Source organism: Azospirillum brasilense, from assembly GCF_022023855.1.
Lineage (GTDB): Bacteria > Pseudomonadota > Alphaproteobacteria > Azospirillales > Azospirillaceae > Azospirillum > Azospirillum brasilense_F.
The window spans coordinates 2,284,437-2,305,332 of sequence record NZ_CP059449.1 but is presented as its reverse complement, the minus strand read 5'-3'; the positions used below and the strand labels follow the sequence as shown (position 1 = coordinate 2,305,332).

The 20,896-nt window shown below is 68.3% G+C and carries 22 protein-coding genes; 7 read left to right on the top strand and 15 right to left on the bottom strand.

The annotated features are described in order from the left end of the window. The first annotated feature begins 20 nt into the window (after nt 1-20). On the top strand, nt 21-983 hold the full coding sequence (gene cbiB, locus H1Q64_RS10935; RefSeq protein WP_237903514.1) for an adenosylcobinamide-phosphate synthase CbiB: 963 nt from the start codon (nt 21-23) through the stop codon (nt 981-983). A gap of 87 nt (nt 984-1,070) precedes the next feature. Here the strand turns inward: cbiB and H1Q64_RS10930 are convergent, their stop codons facing one another. The 9 genes from H1Q64_RS10930 to H1Q64_RS10890 all read right to left on the bottom strand — a co-directional run bounded on the left by H1Q64_RS10930 (nt 1,071) and on the right by H1Q64_RS10890 (nt 11,071). Beyond that, the gene (locus tag H1Q64_RS10930; protein ID WP_237903513.1) at nt 1,071-2,489 is read right to left on the bottom strand and encodes a homospermidine synthase; all 1,419 of its coding nucleotides are present in this window, start codon (nt 2,487-2,489) and stop codon (nt 1,071-1,073) included. Nucleotides 2,490-2,629: 140 nt separating this feature from the next. After that, nucleotides 2,630-3,904, bottom strand: coding sequence for a type III PLP-dependent enzyme (locus tag H1Q64_RS10925; protein WP_237903512.1), 1,275 nt, complete (start codon nt 3,902-3,904; stop codon nt 2,630-2,632). A 421-nt stretch (nt 3,905-4,325) separates the two neighbouring features. Next, nucleotides 4,326-5,150: a hemerythrin domain-containing protein gene (locus H1Q64_RS10920; RefSeq protein WP_237903511.1), complete on the bottom strand. Its 825-nt coding sequence runs from the start codon at nt 5,148-5,150 to the stop codon at nt 4,326-4,328. Between the two features lie 132 nt (nt 5,151-5,282). Further along, entirely contained in the window at nt 5,283-5,846 is a 564-nt protein-coding gene (locus H1Q64_RS10915) for a 1,2-dihydroxy-3-keto-5-methylthiopentene dioxygenase (RefSeq protein WP_237903510.1), read from the bottom strand. A 100-nt stretch (nt 5,847-5,946) separates the two neighbouring features. Then, a complete protein-coding gene (locus H1Q64_RS10910; protein WP_237903509.1) occupies nt 5,947-7,182 on the bottom strand; it encodes an MFS transporter in 1,236 nt (411 codons plus the stop codon). Nucleotides 7,183-7,315: 133 nt separating this feature from the next. Beyond that, nucleotides 7,316-8,188: a VOC family protein gene (locus tag H1Q64_RS10905; protein ID WP_237903508.1), complete on the bottom strand. Its 873-nt coding sequence runs from the start codon at nt 8,186-8,188 to the stop codon at nt 7,316-7,318. Nucleotides 8,189-8,263: 75 nt separating this feature from the next. After that, on the bottom strand, nt 8,264-8,776 hold the full coding sequence (locus H1Q64_RS10900; RefSeq protein ID WP_237903507.1) for a thioesterase family protein: 513 nt from the start codon (nt 8,774-8,776) through the stop codon (nt 8,264-8,266). A gap of 46 nt (nt 8,777-8,822) precedes the next feature. Beyond that, nucleotides 8,823-9,215 (bottom strand): MerR family transcriptional regulator, encoded by a 393-nt coding sequence (locus H1Q64_RS10895; RefSeq protein ID WP_014240764.1) that lies wholly within the window; start codon nt 9,213-9,215, stop codon nt 8,823-8,825. Nucleotides 9,216-9,352: 137 nt separating this feature from the next. Further along, complete coding sequence (locus tag H1Q64_RS10890) at nt 9,353-11,071, bottom strand: long-chain-fatty-acid--CoA ligase (RefSeq protein WP_237903506.1); 1,719 nt, start codon at nt 11,069-11,071, stop codon at nt 9,353-9,355. Between the two features lie 232 nt (nt 11,072-11,303). On the opposite strand from H1Q64_RS10890, the gene H1Q64_RS10885 reads away from it, so the two are divergent. The 3 genes from H1Q64_RS10885 to H1Q64_RS10875 all read left to right on the top strand — a co-directional run bounded on the left by H1Q64_RS10885 (nt 11,304) and on the right by H1Q64_RS10875 (nt 12,619). Further along, nucleotides 11,304-11,612, top strand: a complete 309-nt coding sequence (locus H1Q64_RS10885) for an SCP2 sterol-binding domain-containing protein (RefSeq protein ID WP_014240763.1) — start codon at nt 11,304-11,306, stop codon at nt 11,610-11,612. 66 nt (nt 11,613-11,678) lie between these two features. Next, nucleotides 11,679-12,311, top strand: a complete 633-nt coding sequence (locus H1Q64_RS10880) for a DUF6134 family protein (protein ID WP_237903505.1) — start codon at nt 11,679-11,681, stop codon at nt 12,309-12,311. 23 nt (nt 12,312-12,334) lie between these two features. Further along, on the top strand, nt 12,335-12,619 hold the full coding sequence (locus H1Q64_RS10875) for a DUF1488 family protein (protein WP_038527656.1): 285 nt from the start codon (nt 12,335-12,337) through the stop codon (nt 12,617-12,619). A 116-nt stretch (nt 12,620-12,735) separates the two neighbouring features. On the opposite strand, the gene H1Q64_RS10870 is transcribed toward H1Q64_RS10875, so the two are convergent. The 6 genes from H1Q64_RS10870 to H1Q64_RS10845 all read right to left on the bottom strand — a co-directional run bounded on the left by H1Q64_RS10870 (nt 12,736) and on the right by H1Q64_RS10845 (nt 18,925). Beyond that, complete coding sequence (locus H1Q64_RS10870; RefSeq protein ID WP_419468808.1) at nt 12,736-13,464, bottom strand: ABC transporter ATP-binding protein; 729 nt, start codon at nt 13,462-13,464, stop codon at nt 12,736-12,738. 41 nt (nt 13,465-13,505) lie between these two features. Next, a complete protein-coding gene (locus H1Q64_RS10865; protein ID WP_237903503.1) occupies nt 13,506-14,270 on the bottom strand; it encodes an ABC transporter permease in 765 nt (254 codons plus the stop codon). 5 nt (nt 14,271-14,275) lie between these two features. Next, the gene (locus H1Q64_RS10860) at nt 14,276-15,307 is read right to left on the bottom strand and encodes an ABC transporter substrate-binding protein (protein ID WP_237903502.1); all 1,032 of its coding nucleotides are present in this window, start codon (nt 15,305-15,307) and stop codon (nt 14,276-14,278) included. 196 nt (nt 15,308-15,503) lie between these two features. Next, nucleotides 15,504-17,378: an adenylyl-sulfate kinase gene (gene cysC / locus H1Q64_RS10855; protein WP_237903501.1), complete on the bottom strand. Its 1,875-nt coding sequence runs from the start codon at nt 17,376-17,378 to the stop codon at nt 15,504-15,506. 18 nt (nt 17,379-17,396) lie between these two features. After that, on the bottom strand, nt 17,397-18,194 hold the full coding sequence (gene cysD, locus H1Q64_RS10850) for a sulfate adenylyltransferase subunit CysD (protein WP_014240756.1): 798 nt from the start codon (nt 18,192-18,194) through the stop codon (nt 17,397-17,399). Beyond that, nucleotides 18,191-18,925, bottom strand: a complete 735-nt coding sequence (locus H1Q64_RS10845; protein ID WP_237903500.1) for a phosphoadenylyl-sulfate reductase — start codon at nt 18,923-18,925, stop codon at nt 18,191-18,193. Before H1Q64_RS10845 ends, cysD begins: the two co-directional genes overlap by 4 nt. A gap of 209 nt (nt 18,926-19,134) precedes the next feature. Here H1Q64_RS10845 and H1Q64_RS10840 point away from each other — a divergent pair, with 209 nt between their 5' ends. From H1Q64_RS10840 to H1Q64_RS10830, 3 genes are read left to right on the top strand one after another with little or no spacing between them, the layout of a single operon-like run. Further along, complete coding sequence (locus H1Q64_RS10840) at nt 19,135-19,692, top strand: precorrin-2 dehydrogenase/sirohydrochlorin ferrochelatase family protein (protein ID WP_237903499.1); 558 nt, start codon at nt 19,135-19,137, stop codon at nt 19,690-19,692. After that, nucleotides 19,689-20,513, top strand: a complete 825-nt coding sequence (cobA, locus tag H1Q64_RS10835) for a uroporphyrinogen-III C-methyltransferase (RefSeq protein ID WP_330874489.1) — start codon at nt 19,689-19,691, stop codon at nt 20,511-20,513. The genes H1Q64_RS10840 and cobA overlap by 4 nt, the downstream gene beginning before the upstream one ends. A gap of 24 nt (nt 20,514-20,537) precedes the next feature. Then, nucleotides 20,538-20,873, top strand: a complete 336-nt coding sequence (locus tag H1Q64_RS10830) for a DUF2849 domain-containing protein (RefSeq protein ID WP_237903497.1) — start codon at nt 20,538-20,540, stop codon at nt 20,871-20,873. Nucleotides 20,874-20,896: the final 23 nt, after the last annotated feature.

The following is a 20,896-nucleotide window of genomic DNA, read 5'->3' as shown; positions in this document are numbered from 1 at the left end:
CCCCCAGAGGATTCGATCCCGTGGAGCTTCATCCGTCCGTGCTCGCCGCCGCTCTCCTCATCGAGGCCGCCGCCGGCTATCCGGACGCACTCTACGCCCAAATCCGTCACCCGGTGGTGTGGATCGGGGCGCTTATCGCCCAGCTTGACCGCGCGCTCAACCGGGAGCGCGACTCCTTCGCCGTCCGCAAGGCGGCGGGGGTGCTGGCTCTGCTCGTCCTGCTGCTGGTGGTGGGCGGCGCAGCGTCGGCGGTGGCCGGATTGTGCCGGCACCTGCCGCTCGGCGGCCTCATCGAAGCGGCGCTGGCCTCCACCCTGCTGGCGCAGCGCAGCCTGCACGACCATGTCGCCGCGGTCACCGCCGCCTTCCGCGACGGTGGGCTGGAAGCGGCGCGCAAGGCGGTGTCGCGCATCGTCGGCCGCAACCCGGCGAGCCTGGACGAGCATGGGGTGAGCCGCGCCGCCATCGAAAGCCTGTCTGAGAACTTCTCGGACGGGGTGGTGGCGCCGGCCTTCTGGCTGCTGGTCGGCGGGCTGCCGGGAATCGCGCTCTACAAGGCGATCAACACAGCGGACAGCATGATCGGCCACCGCACCCCCCGGCACGAGGCGTTCGGCTGGGCGGCGGCGCGGCTGGACGATCTGGTCAACCTGCCCGGCTCCCGCCTGTCGGCGCTGCTGATCTGGGTCGCCGCCCGCTTCAGCGAGGGGGCCGACGCCGCCGAATCCTGGCGTTCGGTGCGGCGCGACGCCCACCGCCACCGCTCACCCAACGCCGGCTGGCCGGAGGCGGCGATGGCCGGGGCGCTCGACCTTCGGCTCGGCGGGCCACGGGTCTATGGCGAGGTTCGGATCGAGGACGCCTGGATGGGGCCGGGCCGCACCGCCGCCACCGCGCAGGACATCACCAACGCCCTTCACCTCTATCGGCGCGCCTGCATCGCCCTGGTGGCCGGCGCACTGCTGCTGGCGCTGACGCTCTGACCGCACCAAAGGAAAAGGGGCTCCGAAGAGCCCCTTTCCTGTTCAAACGACCCGGCCTCAGGCGACCCGGCCTCAGGCGACCCGGCCTCAGGCGACCCGGAAGTTCTTGAACTGCCAGGGATCGTCGTGGTCGACATCCTCGGGGAACAGGCGCTCGCGGTCCTGCAGCGGAGTCCAGTCGCCATAGGCGCCGACCAGTTCGCCGAGATAGGGCTTGGCGATCTCCAGGATGCGCTGGAAGTCGATCTCGTCCGGCTCGACGATGCCGCGGTTGGGATTCTCCAGCGCCCAGACGATGCCGGCCAGAACCGCCACCGTGACCTGCAGGGAGGTCGCGTTGTTGTAGGGCACCAGGGCGCGCGCCTCGTCGATGCCCAGGCGGGAACCGAACCAGTAGATGCCCTTCTTGTGGCCCATCAGCAGCACGCCCAGCTCGTCGGTGCCGCTGACGATCTCGTGCATCATCAGGCGCTGGCTCGGCTGCATGTACCAGTTCTTGCCGGCCAGCTCATGCACCGACTTCACCGCGTCGTCGCAGGGGTGATAGGCGTAATGCACGGTCGGGCGGTAGGTGACATGGTTGCCGTCGCGCTGGGTGTAGTAGTCGGCGATGGAGATCGCCTCGCTGTGGGTGATGAGGAAGCCGTGGAACGGCCCCTCCAGCGGGGTCCAGGTGCGCACGCGGGTGGAGGCGCCGGGCCGCATCAGATAGATGGCGGCGTCGCAGCCGAACTCGTGGCGGCGGCCATCGGCCGGGAAATGCTTCTCATGGCTGCCCCAGCCGAGTTCGGTGGGCTGGCAACCCTCGCCGACGAAGCCGTCGATGGACCAGGTGTTGACGAACTCGCCCACCTTCTTCGGCTCGTTGGAGACCTGGGTGTCGCGCTCGGCGATGTGGATCACCTTGACGCCCAGCTTGGCGGCCAGAGCGCCCCAGCCGGCGCGGTCCTTCGGGACCTCCGTCGATTCGCCGGTGTCGGCGGCGACGTTGAGCAGCGCCTGCTTCACGAAATGCGAGACGAGGCCGGGGTTCGCGCCGTGAGTCAGGACGGCCGTCGGCCCGCCCTCATAGGCGGCGCGGTGCGACAGCGCGGTCTCCCGCAGGGCGTAGTTCGTGCGCAGCGACGGCGGCAGGGACGGGTCGGTGTAACCGCCGGCCCACGGCTCGACGCAGGTGTCGATGTAGAGCGCGCCGACCTTGTGGCAGAACTCGAACAGGGCGACGGACGACACGTCCACCGACAGGTTGACCAGGAAATCGCCCTTGCCCAGCATGGGCTCCAGCACTTGGACGTGGTTCTCCCTCGTCAGCGGCAGGTTGATGAATTTGACGCCAAGCTCATCCGCCTCGGCATGACCGCGTTCCTCGGCGGTGACGATGGTGATCTGGTCCTTCGTGATTCCGATGTGGCGCAAAATCAGGGGCAACACTCCCTGGCCAATCGATCCGAAGCCGACAATGACCATGCGGCCGGTGAATGTGATGTGCTTGGTGTCCAGGGTCATCTAAGACGGTCCCCCGTGGTTGGCGTGACAGAAATACAGCCCGTCACCCTCGCGCCTCTTGCAAAGGCGGAGGGTGGCGGACCAACGATGGTTTACGGTGATTTTTTAGGGATATCCACAGCTTTCCCGCGATGCGGGACTTATGCCACGCAGCTCTTGAGGACGTAGCCGGGCGTTTCCAGCAGCGGCGCGTCCGAAACCTCGACCACGCGGGCCTGGTCGAACCCGTTGAAGGCGGTGCGCAGGCAGGAGCCGTAGGCCCCCAGCTGGCCCAGCTCGATCCAGTCGCCGGCGCGGATGTCCGCCGGCAGGTGGAACGGGCCGTTCATGCGGTCCGCGCTGTCGCAGGTCGGGCCGTAGAAGGCGAAGGCCTCCACCGGCTCGTCGCCCATCGGCGCGAAGGGGCGGATCATGCGGGCCGGGAAGCGGAAGCCGGGAACCCCGGCGTCCGACAGGGCGCCGTAGACGCCGTCGTTGATGAACAGCTCGTTGCCGCGGCGCTTGACCACCTGCACGACCAGCGACACGCCCGGCGCGACCAGCGCGCGGCCCGGCTCGCACCAGACGCGGCAGTGGGCCGGCAGGTCGAGCTTCGCCACGCCGCGGGCGATGGCCTCCATGAAGTCGCCGAGCGGCGGCGGGGTGACGCCCGGATAGGAGACGGGGAAGCCACCACCCACGTCCAGAACGTCGATCACCACGCCCGACTCCGCGATGATGCGGCCGGCCAGCTCCAGCGCCCGCTCGTAGGCGGACGGGTCGAGCATCTGCGAGCCGACATGGAAGGACACGCCGACCTTCGGGGCCACCATGCGCACGGCCTGGAGCAGCTCGACCGCCTCCATTGCCGGGGCGCCGAACTTGCCGGACAGGTCGTAGACCGCGTTGCCCTTCGGCAGGGCCAGACGCACGACGAGGCCGAGATCCTGGGCGTCGCCCGTCTCCTCCAGGATCTTCTGAAGCTCCTCCATGCTGTCGAGCACGAAGTCGCGCACGCCATACTGCTGATAGGCGGTGCGGATCGCCTCGCGCCCCTTCACCGGGTGCATGTAGTGCAGCACCGCGTCCGGGAACATCTGGCGGATCAGGCGGATCTCACCCGGCGAAGCCACGTCAAAGTGACGCACGCCGCCGGCCCACAGGGCGCGCAGCACCGCCGGCTCCGGGTTGCACTTCACGGCGTAGAGCACGTCCCCCGACACGGCGGCGTCGAAGGCGGCCACGAAGCTGGACGCGATGTCAGCCAGGACACCCGGACGGATGCAGTGCATCGGCTCCTCGGGCCGGGCCATCGCCACCGCCTGATGGACGGAGGTGCGGCGGTCCGACACCGGCGAAGCGCCGAAGGACGGGGCGGAGATGGAAACGCCGCGGCGCAGCGGGGCGACGGCGAAACGGGAACGGATGAAGCCCATGGCGCACTCCTTACCCTGGGCCACCCGGCGCGGGGCGGTCCAGCGAACAGACGGGAATCCGGCGCGGCCTTCAAAGCCGCGGACCAAAATTCGGGTTGTGGTGAAAGGCGACGGAGAAAAGCCGGGTCAAACGCTCACGAGCGGGCTAACAGCTCCGCAGGTTCAAAGCGTCGATGTCCGGCTATGGGCTACCGTCTGAGAGCCCTGCCGTGGAGAGCCAACATGCCTACCTCCCTCTCGGGACCGGCCCACTGATGACCGGTTCTGCCAAAAAGGACGCGGTACGTCGTTGCATAACCACAGAGGGCCATTGGCACGTGCGAGTGCGTCGTCCCCGATGAATTACGCTTTTTCCCCGGCGATTCAAGTGATTTTTTGATGACAGGTCGGGATCGGCCCGGGGTCGGAACGATGGCAGCGATCAGCGGGGCGCCGCGTCCGCCGCCTCGACGAAGGTCGGACGGTCGGAGCCGAGCACATGGTCCATGAACCAGAAGCGCAGGAATCCCCGCACCGCCACGCCGGGGTCCAGACGACCGCCCTCCACCTGCTGGCGGATGCGGGCGAACTGCCCCTCCAGCAGCCGATGATGGTTGCGGTGGGCCACGAAACGGCTGGGCGCCACACGGCGCAGCACACCTTCCTCCATGGCGAAATGGGCGTGCACATGGTCGTGGAGCAGCCCCAGAAGATCCAGCAGTTCGCCGGTCGGCGCCCCTTGGCGGCTCATCGCGTCCAACTCGTTCATAAGCTCGGCGAGTTGGCGGTGCTGCGCGTCGAGCGGCCCCACCCCGACCTCGAAAGCGCTGTTCCAGGCGATCAGGCTCCGCCCTTCCGGTGCCAGGGAGGCGTCGCGCACCAGCGCTGTGTAATCCCCGTCGTGCCTGATCTCGTGCCCGCACAGAGCAGCGTCCAGAGTGCCCGCCACCGTGCACAGGAAGTCCGACGTGACATCGCATTCGCGCACATAGTCGATGAGACGGCCGAACTGCTGGTCCAGCATCGCGTGATGGCTGGCGTGCTCCTCCCACCGGGTAAATCCGACGGCGCGGATGATGACCTCCTCATGGTCGAAATGCGTGCGCATCTCGTCCGCGAATCGGCTGAAACGGGGAACCATGGAATCGCGGGAAGCACCGTCCGCGCACGCGCGGCGGATGGCGTCGACTTGGTCCATCAGCGAGCTGTGGGCCGCGTCGATGAAGCCGTTGCCCGTGCGCGGGACGGTGTGGCCATCCGTGGTCATGGAGCCTCCGAAGCGGGTGACGCGCCGCCAGCGATTGGGTGCCGATACCGAAGGCCTTGTAACAGCGTCGCTTTTTGCCCGCAACCGGCTGCGGCGAAAGGTAACGGCGGCAGGCGGGTCATGGCGGGCGGGTCATGGAACGGCACCGGCTTCCGGTTCGAACTTCGGAAAACGGTCGGCGATCACGTCGCCGGTGAAGGAGGCCACCCAGCCGTCCGGGCGCGTGAAGAAGCGGATGGCGATGAATTCCGGGTCCGGCCCCATGTCGAACCAATGCTTCGTCCGCGCCGGTATGCTCAGCAGGTCGCCGGCCCCGCACACGACGCGGAACACCTTCTCGTCCATGTGCAGGTAAAAAGCGCCGCTCCCCTGCACGAAGAACCGGGCCTCGTCCTCGTCATGGGTGTGCTCCGCAAGGAAGGCGGCGCGGCGGGCCGCCGCGTCCGGCTGGCCGCGCGGCATCCGTACCACGTCGGCGGACTGGAAGCCGCGCGCCTCCTTCAGGGCCAGCACCGGCCCGGCGTAGGCGTCCAGCACCGCCTGGGCGTCGGCGGAGTCGGGAATGGCCTGGGGTGCCGGCCAGCGCTCGAACAGCACCCCGGCCAGCGCCAGATGGGCGGTGACCAGCGCCGGGTCGGCGGACGAGAGTTCCGCAACGTTGGGATCGGTGTCGCTGTAGACGGACAAACGGGCCATGGTCGCCTCGTTGTGCAGGTGCACCCAGAATGAGACGAAGCGGCGCCCGGCGCAACCGAAACGGTTGAAATCATACTTCAGTATGCGCGCAATGAACGAATCAGCGGCGGATCGCCAGCCCCAGCGACACGATCAGCCCAACCCCCAGAAGAAGCCCAACGAATCCGCCGACTCCGGCCCAGCCGAACCCGTGCCAGAAGACACCGCCCAGCGTCCCGGCGATGGTGGAGCCCATGTAGTAGCAGAACAGATAGATCGCCGACGCCTGCCCACGGTTGACCGGCGCCCGTTGCCCGATCCAGCCGGAGGCGACGGTGTGGACCCCAAAGAAGGCGAAGGTGAACAGGGCAATTCCCGGAGCCATGGTCCACAGGCTGTCCGGCGTCATCAGCGCCAGACCGGCCGCCATCATCGCCGCCGCTGCAGCCAGCACCCTGCCCCGTCCCAGCCGCATCGCCAGCCCGCCGAACAGCGGCGAGCTGACCACCCCGCAGAGATAGACTGTGAAAACGGCGCCGACCGCCGCCGGGCGCAGGTCGAAGGGCGGTGCCAGCAGGCGGAAGCCGATGTAGTTGAAGACGGTGACGAAGGCCCCCATGGACAGGAACCCCATGGCAAACAGGGCGAGCAGCCCGCGGTCCATTAGGTGTCCACGCCACGCCTCGGCCAATTCCCGCATGCCCGCCGGCCGCCGCTGGAAATGGCGCGATGCGGGAAGCGCGAACCACACCGCCAATGCGGCGGCGATTCCCAGCGTGCCGATCACCCCCATCGCCATGCGCCAGGACGCGACGTCGGCAACCAGCGCCGTCAGCGCCCGCCCCGACATGCCGCCGAGCGCCGTTCCGCCGATGTACAGGCCCATGGTGACCCCGGCGGAGCGCGGGTCCACCTCCTCCGACACGTAGGCCATGGCGACGGCGGGAAGACCGCTGAGCGCCATCCCTTCCAGCGCCCGCACCAGCAGCAGCGACATCCAGTCCGGCGCCATCGCCCCGCTGATGCCCAGCGTGCCGGAGGCGAGCAGGGAAAGCGCCATGATCGCCTTGCGCCCGAACCGGTCGGACACCGCCCCGGCGATCAGAAGGGCGAAGGCCAGAACACCGGTGGACACCGACAGCGCGAGGCTGGACTGCGCCGGCGTGACGCCGAACTCCCGCGTGAATTCCGGCATCAGCGGCTGCACGCAGTAGAGCGCGGCGAAGGTGGAGAAACCGGCCACGAAGAGGATGCGGCTCGCCCGCTTGTAGGCCGGCGTGCCGGCGACGAGGTAATTCGCCGCCGCCCCCTGCCCCGCCGGTTCGATCTGAATCCTACCGAAATCGCCGTCCGCCACGTCGGTCCGTCCCCATGATGCGCTGCAACATGCACGCAGGAGGGGAATGTGCGCCCGCGACGGCGGCCTGTCCAACGGATCGGACGCAGTGCAGCAATATGATTCCGTTATGACGAACGGCCGTCCGGCGCGTTCAGGGAATCAGCGCGCTGAGGTCGAAATCCTTGGCGAAGGCCAGCATGGCGCCGCAGGCGCTGACGGACGACACGCGCAGCACGCCGTTGCCGACGACGGTCGGGAACTTGCTCTTCTGAAGCGCCTGCTGGGCACGCTCCAGGTCGGCGACCGTCAGCACCATTCCGGCCAGGAAGGGGCGCGGAACCTCCAGCGCCGGGTCGCCGGTCCATCCCCAATGCAGCGCGGCGGGATCGGCCACCACGATGGGGGCGCTGCCGGTCAGCACGACGCGCGCCGGCCCCCGCGTCTCCACCGCCGTGCCGAACAGCCGGGCGTAGGAGGAGGCGGTGGCGTCCGGGTCGTCGGCGGCGACAAGCAGGGCGGCGAGGCCGGTCACCGTGTTGTCGTGCTGGATCAGCTCCGGACGCCAGACCACGTCGGGGGTGTGGTGCTGGCACAGGAAGACCCGCCCACCCCACTCCGGCACACCGTCGATCGGGGTCGTCGTGAAGCGCGCCTGCTGCGCGCCGCCCGGCAGCTCGACGGGGCGGCCGAACTCCACCGGCTCGCCCGCCGGATAGCCGGCCTCGACCAGGAGGCGTTGCGCCGCCCGCGCATCGTCGGTCTTCAGCGCCGCCGCGGCGATGCCCTCGCGGGTCTTCAGCACGTCGCTGAAAAAGGCGGTGAAGGGGTGCGGCTGTTCGATGGCGAGCAGTTCCAGATAGTCGCCCGCCCCGAACATCATGGTGTGGTTGGCCGACTTCAGCTCGCCATGCCGGCCCTTTGGCGAGATGGTGAAGCCCATGCGGCGATAGGCGTCCTGCGCCTTCTCCAGATCGCGGACGACGATGACGAGATGGTCGATGCCGTTGATTCCGTGTGCGCCCATGACCCTTGCCCTTCCGCTTTGCCGGCTTTTCGCGTTCGGCCAGCCATAGTGCAAGGGGGCAGCGCAACGCAAGGGTCAGGGCGCAAGCGGTCGCTCGCGCCACGCGGCGACGGCGTCCGGCATGGGCGGGGATTCCCTGTGCTCGCCGTGGATCGCCAGAATCTCCGCCGGAGCGACCACGGCGCCGCGCACCACGAAGGCGCCCTGCACCACCGCCAGCGCCGCCGTTCCCGTGGCGGTCTCCACCCGGTGCTCGATGAAGAAATACTTGTCGTCCCAGCACAGCACGCGGGTCGCCAGCTCGAAGCGCTGGAAGGGCGCCAGCGGGCGACGGAAGCGCAGGTTGGCGGCGCCGATCACCGGTTGCCAGCGGTGGCGCAGGATCGACCGCCCCATGCCGGAGCGCAGCATCAGATCGACCCGCCCCAGGTCCATGACGCTGAAATAGCGGGCGTTGGTCATGTGCAGGTTGAGGTCGAGGTCGGTCGGCCACACCCGGAAGCGCAGCCGCGCTGGTTCCAGGAACCCCACCGGCCGACCGGTCAGAGCGGCCACGATGACGGCGATCAGGCGGAACAGCAAATTCATAACCCTATCCCCTCCGGCCCGGCCGGGCGGACGGGACCGCGCCGGCTCAGGCGCTCTTGGACGCCAATCCGCGCTCGTCCAGCGCGGCCTGCACCTGGGCCCCGATCTCCCGCAGCTCGCCCACGGTCGCCTCCAGGTCCTGGCGCTGCTGCTCCAGGTCCTTCAGCCGCGCGTCGATGCGCTTCTGCAGGACCTTCAGCTGCTCCACCCCGCCATCGACGTTGTAGAGGTCGAGATACTCGCGGATCTCCGCCAGCGAGAAACCCAGCCGCTTGCCGCGCAGGATCAGCTTCAGCCGGGCGCGGTCGCGCTTGGTGTAGACGCGGTTGTTGCCCAGGCGGTTGGGCGACAGCAGCCCCTTCACTTCGTAGAAGCGGAGGGCACGCGGCGTGATGCCCAGTTCCTCCGCCAACTGATTCACCGTGTAGAGCTGTTCCATGGTGGGGGGCACGCCTTCCGTCACGTCGCGCCGCGGCGGCGTGGGGAACGAAGGCTGCTCGCTCCACGCCGCCGGACGGCGTCTCCGTTCCTACCACACACACCACGGCGTGACAAAGCCGAGCGCCCTTCCCCCGGTCATCCCTCCGACTTCTGCGAGCTTTCGGCAATCAACTCCTTCTTCGACAGCTTGCCGACGGCCGTCTTGGGCAACTCGGCGCGGAACTCGATCAGCTTCGGCATCTCGATCCGTGAGATCTTGTCGCGCAGGAAATCCTTCAACCGCTCTGCGGTCAGGCTGGCTCCGGGCTTGAGCTGCACGAAGGCCTTCGGGCTCTGGCCGCGATAGTCGTCGGGGATGCCGATGACGCAGACGGCCACCACGTCGGGGTGCTGGTAGATGGCCTCCTCGATCACGCGCGGATAGACGTTGTAGCCGCCGCAGAGGATCAGGTCCTTCAGCCGGTCGAGCAGGAAGACGTAGCCGTCCTCGTCCATCAGCCCGACGTCGCCGGTGAACAGCCAGCCGCCGACGATGGTGCGCCGGCTCTCCCCGTCCTGGTTCCAATAGCCGGCCATGACGTTGGGACCGGACAGCACGACCTGCCCCTTCTCGCCGGGCGGCAGCACGCGGTCGGGATCGTCCAGCGCGCGGATCTGCACCATGATGCCGGGCAGCGGCAGGCCGATGGAGCCCTCCTTGTTCACCCCGGTCAGCGGGTTGCAGGCGCAGACCGGCGACGCCTCGCTGAGGCCGTAGCCCTCGACCAGCACGCAGCCGGTGGCCTCCTCGAACTGGCGCTTCAGTTCCATCGGCAGCGGCGCCCCGCCGGAGATGCAATAGCGGATCGACCGCATCGGATGGCGCGCCACGTCCGGATGGCTCAGCAACGCCTTGTACATGGTCGGCACGCCGGGCAACAGCGTGGGCTTGCGCCGCGCGATGGTCTTCAGCACCTGCAGCGTGTCGAAGCGCGGCAGCATGATCAACTCCGCCCCCGCCGCCAGCCCCATGTTCAGGATCACCGTCATGGCGAAGACGTGGAAGAAGGGCAGGACGGCGAGCATCCGTTCCTCCCCCAGCGCCATGCCGGGGAACCAGGCCTGCACCTGCCGCGCGTTGGCCACGAGGTTGGCGTGGGTCAGCATCGCCCCCTTGGGTACGCCGGTGGTCCCGCCGGTGTATTGCAGCACCGCCACGTCGCGCCGCGGGTCCAGCCGCACCGGCGGCATCACTCCGTCGTTGGCCAGCAGCGCGTCGAAATCCACATGCCGCCCGTCCTGCGGGATGCTGGCCAGTTCGCTGCGCTTCAGGACGCGGAACAGCACGCTCTTCACCGGGGGCAGGATGGAGGCCATGCGGCAGACGACCACCGTCTTCAGCCGCGTGCGGTCCAGCATCGCCTCGATGCGCGGGTGGATCTGCTTCAGATCGAGCGTGACCATGATCTCGGTCCCGGAATCCTCGATCTGGTGCTCCAGTTCCCGCTCGACGTAGAGCGGGTTGTAGTTCACCACCGTGCCGCCGGCCTTCAGGATCGCGAAATAGGCGATCACGTAGGTCGGCGTGTTCGGCAGGCACAGCCCCACCCGCACGCCTGGCTTCACCCCCAGCGCCGCGAAGCCCTTGGCCGCCCGGTTCACCAGCCCCAGCACCTCCGCGTAGCGGTAGCGGCGGCCGAGGAAGTCCAGGCACGGACGGTCGGCGTAGCGGCGGGCGGCCTCCTCGAACAGCTCCGCCAGCGGCATCACGGCGATCGGCTGGTCCCAGGCGATGCCCTCGGGGTAATGGGCCAGCCAAGGATGGGCCGGCCTGTCGTCGCCGATGCTGCTCCGGCGCGCAAGATTCTCGGTCATTTCCGATCCTCCCGGCTGCGCGGCGGGTCAGGACAAGCGACGACGGAAGGCGGTGCGGGGCTTTCGGAGTCCGGGCGCGGCGGTCTGCATGGATTCACTCCCCTCGATTGATTTGATGGTTCCCGGATCGTTGTGGCGCCGGAAACGTTTTGGTTATGACGTTGACGTAAACGTAAAGTCCACCTACTGTCAAGATCCGACGAACACGAATCCAGGGGAGAGAGACTGATCCATGGTTGAGGACATCCTGCGCGAACTCCAGTCCCGCTCCACCAGCTTCCGCAGCCTGAAGGCCGACGTCCGCTTCGCGCTGGAGGACGGCGAGGCGGTGCGGGTCAACGCCCGCGAGACGCCCGTCGCCATCGCGCGGGAGGACGCCGGGGACGCCGATCCCGACTGCACCATCCGCATCTCCGCCGAGAACTTGAAGAAGCTGATGGACGGGCGGCTGAACCCGATGCTGGCCTTCACCATGGGCAAGCTGAAGGTGGACGGCTCGATGGGCGTCGCCATGAAGCTGGCGCAGCTCCTCGACGACTGAGCGACTGGCACCGGACGGCGGCACCATAAGCCGCCGCCGCATCACGAACACAGGGAGGGAACATCCTTGACGCACGCCCTGCGCGCGGCGCTGGCGGCCGCCGGCCTGCTGCTGTCCATGGCCGCGGCCCAGGCCGCCGAGCCGCGCACGCTGACCTACCGGATTCAGATGGGCGACGATCCGGTGGGCAGCGAGACCGTTCGGCTGGAACCCCAGGGCGACGTGACGAAGGTCGCCGTCACCGCCTCGACGCGGGTGAAGGTGCTGTTCATCAACTTCCGCTACGATCACAAGCGGGAAGAGGTCTGGAAGGACCGGACGCTCGAATCCATGAGCGCCCAGACCGATGACGACGGCACACCCCACGCCATCCGGATGATGCGGACCGGCAGTGGCTACACCGTCACGGTGGACGGCAAGGCGGGCGCGGCCAGCGCCGACACCCTGCCCCTGACGCTGTGGACCCCGGAGGTGCTGAAGCGCCCCACCCTGCTCTCGGTCATCGACGGCAAGCCCTACAGCGTGCGCACCGACCTTGTCGGCACCGAGACGCTGACCGTCGGCGGACGGGCCGTTCCGGCGCAGCACCACCGCATTTCCGGCGACGTGGAGCGCGATCTGTGGTTCGACGCGCAGGGCACGCTGCTGAAGACCCGCTTCAAGCGCAGCGGCTACGATGTTACCTACATCCTGGACTGAGATGTGTTCCGCGTGAGGGTGTGATGCCGCTGTTCGTGTTCCCCGATGACCCGTCCTGGAACGAGGAGGCCGACGCCGTGGAGTTCGCGGTGGAGGTGGGGGAGTATCACGGGCGGGTCTTCGTCCCGCGCCGCGCCCTGCAAACCCTCGCCGGCCATCTGCCGAAGCCGGACGAGGCGCTGCAGTATGTCTGCCTGAACCGCCCGGTCTTCGACAAGGCGGTGGAAGCCCGCATCATGGACCGCAAGCTGGACCCGGATGCGAACGTCCATTTGACGGCAAGGGATGTGCGGCGGGTGGCGCCGTAGAGCGTGAGTGGTTGAGCAGAGCCCCCCTCCCTGCCTCCCCCCGCTACGCAGGGGGAGGAGAAAAAGCCCTCCCCTGCGTAGCGGGGGAGGGTTGGGTGGGGGCCCGGTTCGACGCCTCAAATGCTGTAATTGTCCGCGATCCCCGACCGCAGTTGCTCCACCTGCTCGCGGAAGCCGCCGCTCTCGCGGCCCGGCTCGTTGCGCACGTCCTGGACAATGCGCGCCGGGCTGCCGCCCAGAACGATGATGCGGTCGGCGAGATGCACGGCCTCTTCCAGGTCGTGCGTGACGAACAGCACGGTCTTGCCGGTCTCGCGGTGGATGCGCAGCAGCTCGTCTTGAAGGCTGTGCCGGGTGATGGCGTCGAGCGCGCCGAACGGCTCGTCCATCAGCAGAATGTCCGGATCGACGGCCAGGGCGCGGGCGATGCCGACGCGCTGGCGCTGACCGCCCGACAGCTCGTAGGGCCAGCGCCGGCCGTAATCGTCCAGCCGGACGAGGCGCAGCGCGGCGGCCACCCGCTCCTCCCGCTCGGCGGTGGAGATCGGCAGCCCCTCCAGCCCGAAGCGGATGTTCTTGGCGACCCGCCGCCAGGGCAGCAGGCGGGCATCCTGGAAGACGAGGCTGACCGGACGGTGGCCCGGCTTCTTCGTCTCGTGAATGGTGACGGCACCGGCACGCGCCGTGTGCAGTCCGGCGACGACGCGCAGGAGCGTGGACTTGCCGACGCCGGACGGCCCGACGATGGCGACGAAGCTGCCGCGTTCGATGGACAGGTCGACGTCCACGAGGACCGGCGGGGCCTCGGCGCCGTAGCCGATGGCGACGCCCTTCAGGTCGATCACGGCAGAGCCGTTCCCATTTGGGCTGTTCACTTTTGCGCCGTTCACTTTTGCCATGCCAGCACCCGCTGCTGAACCTGCATGAACAGGAAGTCGCACACGCCGTAGAGCGCCGCGATGGTGACCATGTAGAGCACGACGATGTGCGTGGCGAGCAGGCCGGAGGCGTCGGACATGCGGGCGCCCAGTCCGGAGATGCCGAACAGCTCCGCCGCCACCACGGTCATCCAGCCCTGCCCCAGCCCGGCACGTACGCCGGCCAGGATGCCCGGCAGCGCGCCGGGCAGGACGATCTTGAACAGGCGCGGGATCAGCCCGCCCTGCCCGAAGGCATGGCCGAGTTCGATCAGGTCCTTGTCCACCCCGCGCACCGCGCTGTAGGTGGCGTAGTAGTTGATCCAGAAGACGGTCAGCGCGATCAGGAAGGTCGCGGCCGACTTGCTGACGCCGAACCAGATGATGGCGAAGGGAATCCAGGCGATGGACGGGATGGGGCGCAGCATGCGCACCACCCAGGCCTGGAAAGCGTCCCAGATGCCCCAAGTCGCCGCCGCCGTGCCGAAGGTGATGCCCAGGACGGTGCCGAGCGCCAGCCCCGACAGGTAGTGCGACAGGCTGGCGAGGACCATCGCCTGCCAAGTCCCGGACCGGAACTCCGCCAGGAAGGCGCCAGGCACGGCGCTGGGCGACGGCAGCAGCCCAGCGGGCACGATGCCGCTGCGCGCCAGCGCTTCCCAGGCGAGCAGGAAAGCACCGACGCCGAGCGCCGACAGGGCGATGGAACTGTGAAGCTTCAGCGGTTGACGCATCGCGCTTACTTCGCGGCGGCCGCGTCGTAGAAGCGGAAGTCGAACGCCTCCGCCACTGGGATGGTGCCCTCGGCGGAGCCGATCTCCTTGGCGTAGGCCATCATCTGCTCGACCGCCGGGACCACGCCATGCGGGTCGGCGATGAACTTGGACCCCGGCGAGCGGAAGGCGGCCTCCAGAGTGGCCGGCTCCATCAGGCCCTTGCCGAGATACTCGTTGGCGACCTTGGCGGAGCGGGCCGGGTCCTTGGCGATCTGATCCACGGCGCGGATGTGCGCCTTGAGCAGGCGGGTCAGCGCCTCGGCATGCTCCTTGGCGACCGGGCCGCGGACCGCGATGACGGTGCCGGGCTGGTTCGGGAACATCTCCGCGCCGGTGGCCAGCAGACCGACGTTCGGGTCGACCTTCTGGGTCACGGTCACCGTCGGCTCACGGATGGTGGCGGCGTCGAGCGCGCCGGCGAGCAGGGCCTGCTGGGTCTTCTCGATGCCCATGGAGATGATCTCCACGTTGGCAGGGTCGGCCTTCACCACCTTGAACAGCCAGTGGCGCAGCACCGTGTCCGGAACCGAACCCGGCGGCTGCGTGCCGATCTTCACCTTGCGGCCGCTGTCGGCGACGAACTTCGCGATGGACTCCGCGGTGGCCTTGCCGCCCAGCGCCTTGGCGAACTCGCCGCGGCTGGCGACGACCATCTCCTCGACCGCCGAGTTGGCGATCACCGACACGTCCGCGCCCTTCGAGCGGGCGACCAGGACCGGAGCGACGCCGGCATAGAGCAAGTCGATCTTGCCGGCGGCCATCGCCTGGATCGCGTGCGGGCCGGATTCGAACTTGGTCAGCTTAAGGTCGATGCCGGCCTCACGCGCCCAGCCTTCCCCTTCCAGGATGAACAGCGGCGCAGCGGCAAGGATGGGAATGTAGCCGACCTCCAGCTTAACCGGATCGGCTGCGCGGGCCGCACCGGGCGTGAGGGCGGCCAGGGAGGCGACGGCGGCCACGGCCAGCATTGCGGAGCGTCGGGTCAGGGCGGTCATGGTTCCATCCTCGCAGAAAATTGCCCGCCTATTTAGCACATCTCCTATCGGAAGGAAGAGCGAATTACACATTTACAAATGATGAAATGACTGATTTCACATAATACGTTTCGAAATGTGAAATCAGAACCGCTATAGGAAAAGCCCCTTCGCGGCGACGCGAAGGGGCTTTTTCCAGAACGGAAGAGCGAAGCCGTTACACCCGTCCGCGCTTCAAGGCGTTCCGGCCGAACGCGCCGTCCACATAGTCGAGCAATTCGCCCAGCGCCTCCACCGGGGTGACCGTGCCGGTGTCGATGGTCAGCTCCGCCGACTCCGGGGCCTCATAGGGGGCGGAGACGCCGGTGAACTCCGGGATCTCCCCAGCGCGCGCCCGGCGGTAGAGGCCCTTGGGGTCGCGCGATTCGCATGTGGCGAGATCGGCGGCCACATAGACCTCGTGGAAGCGCTCGCCACCGATGGCCCGCGCCCGCGCCCGATCGGCCTGGAGCGGCGAGATCAGCGAGGCGATGACCAGAACGCCCGCGTCCGCGAACAGCTTGGCCGTCTCGGCGACGCGACGGATATTCTCCGTCCGGTCCTCCGCCGAGAAGCCCAGCCCGGCGTTCAGCCCGTTGCGCACGTTGTCGCCGTCCAGCACGAAGACCTGCCAGCCGCGGTCGAACAGGGCGCGCTCCAGCGCCATGGCCAGCGTGGACTTGCCCGCCCCAGACAGGCCGGTCAGCCAGAGGACGCCGCCCTTGTGGCCGTTGGCGGCGTTGCGCTCGTCCGCGGTGACGGCGTGCGAGACCTCGGTCGTGTTGGCTGAGGCGGCGGGCCCCTCGTCCACCTCGACGACGATGCAGCCGCCGACCACGTCGTGGCCGTCGATCAGCACGCCGCGCCCGGTGCGCGACAGCGCCGACGCGAGGTCGACGGCGATCGGCGAGCGGGAGCGCAGGACGACCTCGGCCACCTCGTTGCGGTGGACCGCCTTGGCCGGGGTGCTCGACAGGTCCTCGATGTCGATGACGGCGGTGATGCTCTCCACCGTCACGCGGTGCTCGCCCGTCGTGATCTTCAGCGTGTAGGTCTTGCCAACCGCCAGCGGCTCCGAGGTCAGCCAGAAGGCGCGCACGCCCAGCCGGTGAGTGACGTGCGGCGCGCCCTCCTCATGGTGTGCGACATGGCCGCGCTCGGCGAAGATGCGCTTGTCCAGCGTGATGCCGATGCTCTGCCCGGCCTGGGCGGCGACGATGGGCTGGCTGTGGTTCCACCCCTCGATGCTGACCACCGTAGCGGTGGCGCCGGTCGGCGAGAAACGCAGCGTGTCGCCGACGCGCAGGCGCCCGCTCTCGATGCGGCCGGCCAGGATGCGGCGGTCGTCGGGCTTGTAGACGTCCTGCAGCGGGAAGCGCAGCGGCAGTTCGGTCGGCGCCTGCTGCGGGCGGAAGGCGTCGAGCGCCTCCACCACGGTCGGTCCCTCGTACCAGGGCGCCTTGTCGGAGCGGGTGACGATGTTGTCGCCATGGCGCGCCGCGATCGGGATCACCGTGGAGGTGTGCAGGCCGAGTTCCGCCAGATAGGCGCGGATCTCCTGCGACACCGCCTCGAACCGGTACTGGTCGAAGTCGACGCGGTCCATCTTGTTGACCGCCACCGCCACCTGCCGCACGCCCAGCAGGTGCAGCAGGAAGGCGTGGCGGCGTGACTGCTCCAGCGCGCCCTCGGCGGCGTCGATCACCAGCAGGGCGGCGTCGGCCTGCGAGGCGCCGGTCACCATGTTCTTCAGGAACTCGGTGTGGCCCGGCGCGTCGATGATGACGTAGGGGCGCTGTTCCGTCTTGAAATGGATCTGCGTGGTGTCGATGGTGATGCCCTGGTCGCGCTCGGCCTGGAGCGCGTCCATCACGAAGGCCCACTCGAAGGGCATGCCGCGCTTGCGGCTCATCTCGTGGACCTGCTCCACCTTGCCGTCGGGCAGGCTGCCGGTGTCGTTCAGCAGGCGTCCGATCAGCGTCGACTTGCCGTGGTCGACATGGCCGACGATGACGATGCGGAGCTGGCCGTTCAGTTCGTTCCGGATGTCCATGGTCCCAATCCCCGCTTCTTACATGTAGCCCGAGCTGCGCAGGCGCTCGAAGCTGTCCTCGGCCTCGTTGTCCATGGCGCGGCCGGCGCGCTCCGGAATGCGGGTCACGACCAGTTCGGCGATGATCTCGTCGATGGTGCCGGCGGTGCTGTCCACCGGGAAGGTGATGTTCTTCTCGCCCAGCGAGCGGTAGCGCTTGCCGTCCTTGGCGAAGTACAGCGGGACGATGGGAATCCCCTCGCGCTTGGAATAGCGCCAGATGTCCAGTTCGGTCCAATGCAGCAGCGGGTGGATGCGGACGTGGGTGCCTTCGTCGAAGCGGGTCTTGTAATGATCCCAGAACTCCGCCGGCTGGTCCTTCACGTCCCAGTCGCCTTCCAGCGAGCGCGGGGAGAAGACGCGCTCCTTGGCGCGGGTCGCCTGCTCGTCGCGGCGGATGCCGACCATGATGCCCTGGTACTTGCCGGTGCGCAGGAGGTTCTTCAGCCCCTCCGTCTTGCGGGCGGCGGCGCGGGTCAGCGGCGGCAGGGTCTGGTCCATGTCCGCTTCCGGCGGGCACTGCTCCACCCGCAGGTCGAGGTCCCACTCGCCGGCGATGCGGTCGCGGAAGTCGTAGACCTCCTGCAGCTCCATCGCGGTGTCGAGCTGAACGACCGGGAACGGAACGCGCCCGAAGAACGCCTTGCGGCAGAGCCAGAGCAGGACGTTGCTGTCCTTTCCGATCGACCACAGCAGAGCCAGCTTGTCGATGCGGTTGTAGGCCTCGCGGAGGATGTAGATGCTCTGGCTCTCAAGGTAATCGAGATCGGCGGTCATTGTGCGGTTCCGGTCTTCTTGAAGGTGTGAATGCCGCATTCGGTCTTGGCGGTTCCGGCCCAGCGGCCCGACCGCGGGTCCGCACCGGGAGCGACGCGCTCGGTGCAGGTGAAGCAGCCGATGGACAGGAAGCCGTCGGCCTCAAGCGGGTGGCGCGGCAGGTTGCGCCGCGCGAATTCCTGGTCGATCCGCTCGCGGTCCCAATGGGCGAGCGGGTTGATCTTGATGCGGCCCGTGCCCTCCTCCGCCTCGAACAGCGGAAGGGCGGCGCGCGTCGATGCCTGGAAGCGCTTGCGCCCGGTCACCCAGGCGTCGAAGCCCTCCAGCGCGCGGTCCAGCGGCACCGTCTTGCGCAGATGGCAACAAGCGTCGTGCGAGCGGGTGAACAGCAGCCCGTCGGGGTCCTCCACCGCCAGATCCGCGTCGGTCGGGCCGATCGTGCGCACGCCGGTCAGGCCGAGCGCGGACACCAGCTTGTCGCGGTAGCGCAGCGTTTCCCCGAACAACTTCCCGGTGTCGACGAAGAGAACCGGGAAGGACGGGTCGGCCTCCGCCGCCAGGGCGAGCAGCACCGCCGATTCCGTTCCGAAGGACGAAACCACAGCGACGCGACCGTCGAATTCATCACGCAGAAGGGCGTTCAGAAGCACCGCCCCGTCCAGCCGCCCGTACCGTTCGGTCAGATCCGCCACGCGGTCGCGTTTCACAGCCTGGGCAAGTCCATCAAGCATGACCTAATTGCCTATCCACGAAGTGGAGTATTTGTTCTGAATTGCACATTAACACCAGTTTCACGGCGTTGCAACGCATATACATTGTCTACATGTATTATAGGTTTAAGTGAGTTTGTGAAATCTGTTGATTGCACCCCGCCATCGCGCTTAAATGCGCCCATGATGTCTTTTCACGATAGCTTCGGTGTGCATTTCGGGTGGCGGCGGTGATCCCGGTCGCACTCGACCCGACGCATGTGCGGATTGCGCTGGTCGGCCAGGGACCGCTGGCGAAGCGCCGCCTCGCGCAGCTGCTGGAAGGCGGCGCTTCGCCAGCGGTCTATTCACCGGAACCGGATGCGGAATTGATCGCCCTCGCGGGAGCGGCCCTGCGACGCGCCCTGCCCTCGCCCGGCGACCTGGAGGGCGTGCAGGTGCTGTTCGTCGTCGGCATCGACGACTCCGTCGCCGAAACGCTGGCCCGTCAGGCACGCGACCGCAGCATTCTGGTCAATGTCGAGGATGTGATTCCGCTCTGTGATTTCCACGCGCCATCTGTGATACGGCGCGGCGACCTTCTGATGACCGTCTCCACCGGCGGCAGAAGCCCGGCACTGGCCCAGCTTCTTCGCGAGCGGCTGGAGGCTCTGTTCCCCGCCGTCTGGGCGGACCGGTTGGCGGAAGCCGCCGCGCTCCGCGACCGCCTGCGCGCCGCGGGCGCCAAGGGACCCGAGGTGCTGCGCGCCTGCCGGGATTTGATCGCCGCCAAAGGATGGCTGCCATGATCGCATCGTCTCTTCTGTCCCGCCTGCCCGCCTTCGAGCCGGGCAGCGTCTGGCTGGCCGGGGCCGGTCCCGGCGATCCGGGCCTGCTGACCCTGCTGGCCGCCAAGGCGCTGGGCGAGGCCGACGCCATCGTCCACGACGCTCTGGTCGGCGGCGGCATCCTGGAGACCGCCAACCCCGAGGCCCTTCTGGTGGACATGGGCAAGCGCGCCGGCCACCCCTCCCCCAAGCAGGAGGCGATCAACGCGCGGCTGGTGGAACTGGCGCGCGAAGGACGGCGGGTGCTGCGGCTGAAGGGTGGCGACCCCTTCGTCTTCGGGCGTGGCGGCGAGGAGTGCCTGGCGCTGGCCGAGGCCGAGATTCCCTTCCGCGTGGTGCCGGGCGTCACCGCCGGGATCGGCGGGCTGGCCTACGCCGGCATTCCGGTGACCCACCGCGGCTTCGGCACCACCGCGACCTTCGTCACCGGGCACGACAAGGCCGGCGGCCTGCCCGCCGACCTGGACTGGAACGTTCTGGCGCGGCTGCCCGGCGCGCTGGTGTTCTATATGGCGCTGGGCACCATCGGGACCATCGCCGAACGGCTCGAAGCCGCCGGCAAGCCGCCGATGACCCCGGTCGCCATCGTGTCGAGCGCCAGCACCGAGGCGCAGAGCGTCATCGAGACCAATCTTGCCCATTGCGCGCGGGACGTCGTGCGGCTACAGGCCAAGCGCCCCGCGATCGTCGTGGTCGGCGAGGTCGTGCGGCTGCGCGCCCTGATCGGCGCGTGGCAGCAGACCACCGGCCAGAACCCGTTTTCCATCGCCGTGTCGGCGTGAGCGTACGTGTTAGGAGTTGAAGGCATGGCGTTGAACGATAAGTCCAGAAACGAGGCGGCGTTGAAGGCCATTACCGCCAACCGCCTGCGCGACGGCGAGGTGATCTTCCTCGCTCCCGGTCCCAACCTTGGCTGGGTGGAGCGTCTGGACGACGCCGCCCTGTTCGAGGACGCGGCGGCCGCTGACACCGCCCTGGCCGCCGCCAAGGCCCAGGCGGAGGACGAGCAGTTCGCCGTGGACGTCTACGCCTTCGACCTGAGGGTCACCGACGGGCAGCGGGTGCCGGTCAAAACGCGGGAGCGCATCCGGGCACTCGGCCCCACCGTCCGCATCGATCTCGGCAAGCAGGCTGCGGCCTGAACCGGGCGGCCACTCTTTTGACA

What these genes read in the sequence shown, in the direction of transcription:
- H1Q64_RS10930 (WP_237903513.1), bottom strand. Translation starts at nt 2,489, where the DNA reads ATGACCCTGGACACCAAGCACATCACATTCACCGGCCGCATGGTCATT.
- H1Q64_RS10925 (WP_237903512.1), bottom strand. Translation starts at nt 3,904, where the DNA reads ATGGGCTTCATCCGTTCCCGTTTCGCCGTCGCCCCGCTGCGCCGCGGC.
- H1Q64_RS10920 (WP_237903511.1), bottom strand. Translation starts at nt 5,150, where the DNA reads ATGACCACGGATGGCCACACCGTCCCGCGCACGGGCAACGGCTTCATC.
- H1Q64_RS10915 (WP_237903510.1), bottom strand. Translation starts at nt 5,846, where the DNA reads ATGGCCCGTTTGTCCGTCTACAGCGACACCGATCCCAACGTTGCGGAA.
- H1Q64_RS10905 (WP_237903508.1), bottom strand. Translation starts at nt 8,188, where the DNA reads ATGGGCGCACACGGAATCAACGGCATCGACCATCTCGTCATCGTCGTC.
- H1Q64_RS10900 (WP_237903507.1), bottom strand. Translation starts at nt 8,776, where the DNA reads ATGAATTTGCTGTTCCGCCTGATCGCCGTCATCGTGGCCGCTCTGACC.
- H1Q64_RS10895 (WP_014240764.1), bottom strand. Translation starts at nt 9,215, where the DNA reads ATGGAACAGCTCTACACGGTGAATCAGTTGGCGGAGGAACTGGGCATC.
- H1Q64_RS10890 (WP_237903506.1), bottom strand. Translation starts at nt 11,071, where the DNA reads ATGACCGAGAATCTTGCGCGCCGGAGCAGCATCGGCGACGACAGGCCG.
- H1Q64_RS10885 (WP_014240763.1), top strand. Translation starts at nt 11,304, where the DNA reads ATGGTTGAGGACATCCTGCGCGAACTCCAGTCCCGCTCCACCAGCTTC.
- H1Q64_RS10875 (WP_038527656.1), top strand. Translation starts at nt 12,335, where the DNA reads ATGCCGCTGTTCGTGTTCCCCGATGACCCGTCCTGGAACGAGGAGGCC.
- H1Q64_RS10865 (WP_237903503.1), bottom strand. Translation starts at nt 14,270, where the DNA reads ATGCGTCAACCGCTGAAGCTTCACAGTTCCATCGCCCTGTCGGCGCTC.
- H1Q64_RS10860 (WP_237903502.1), bottom strand. Translation starts at nt 15,307, where the DNA reads ATGACCGCCCTGACCCGACGCTCCGCAATGCTGGCCGTGGCCGCCGTC.
- cysC (WP_237903501.1), bottom strand. Translation starts at nt 17,378, where the DNA reads ATGGACATCCGGAACGAACTGAACGGCCAGCTCCGCATCGTCATCGTC.
- cysD (WP_014240756.1), bottom strand. Translation starts at nt 18,194, where the DNA reads ATGACCGCCGATCTCGATTACCTTGAGAGCCAGAGCATCTACATCCTC.
- H1Q64_RS10845 (WP_237903500.1), bottom strand. Translation starts at nt 18,925, where the DNA reads ATGCTTGATGGACTTGCCCAGGCTGTGAAACGCGACCGCGTGGCGGAT.
- cobA (WP_330874489.1), top strand. Translation starts at nt 19,689, where the DNA reads ATGATCGCATCGTCTCTTCTGTCCCGCCTGCCCGCCTTCGAGCCGGGC.
- H1Q64_RS10830 (WP_237903497.1), top strand. Translation starts at nt 20,538, where the DNA reads ATGGCGTTGAACGATAAGTCCAGAAACGAGGCGGCGTTGAAGGCCATT.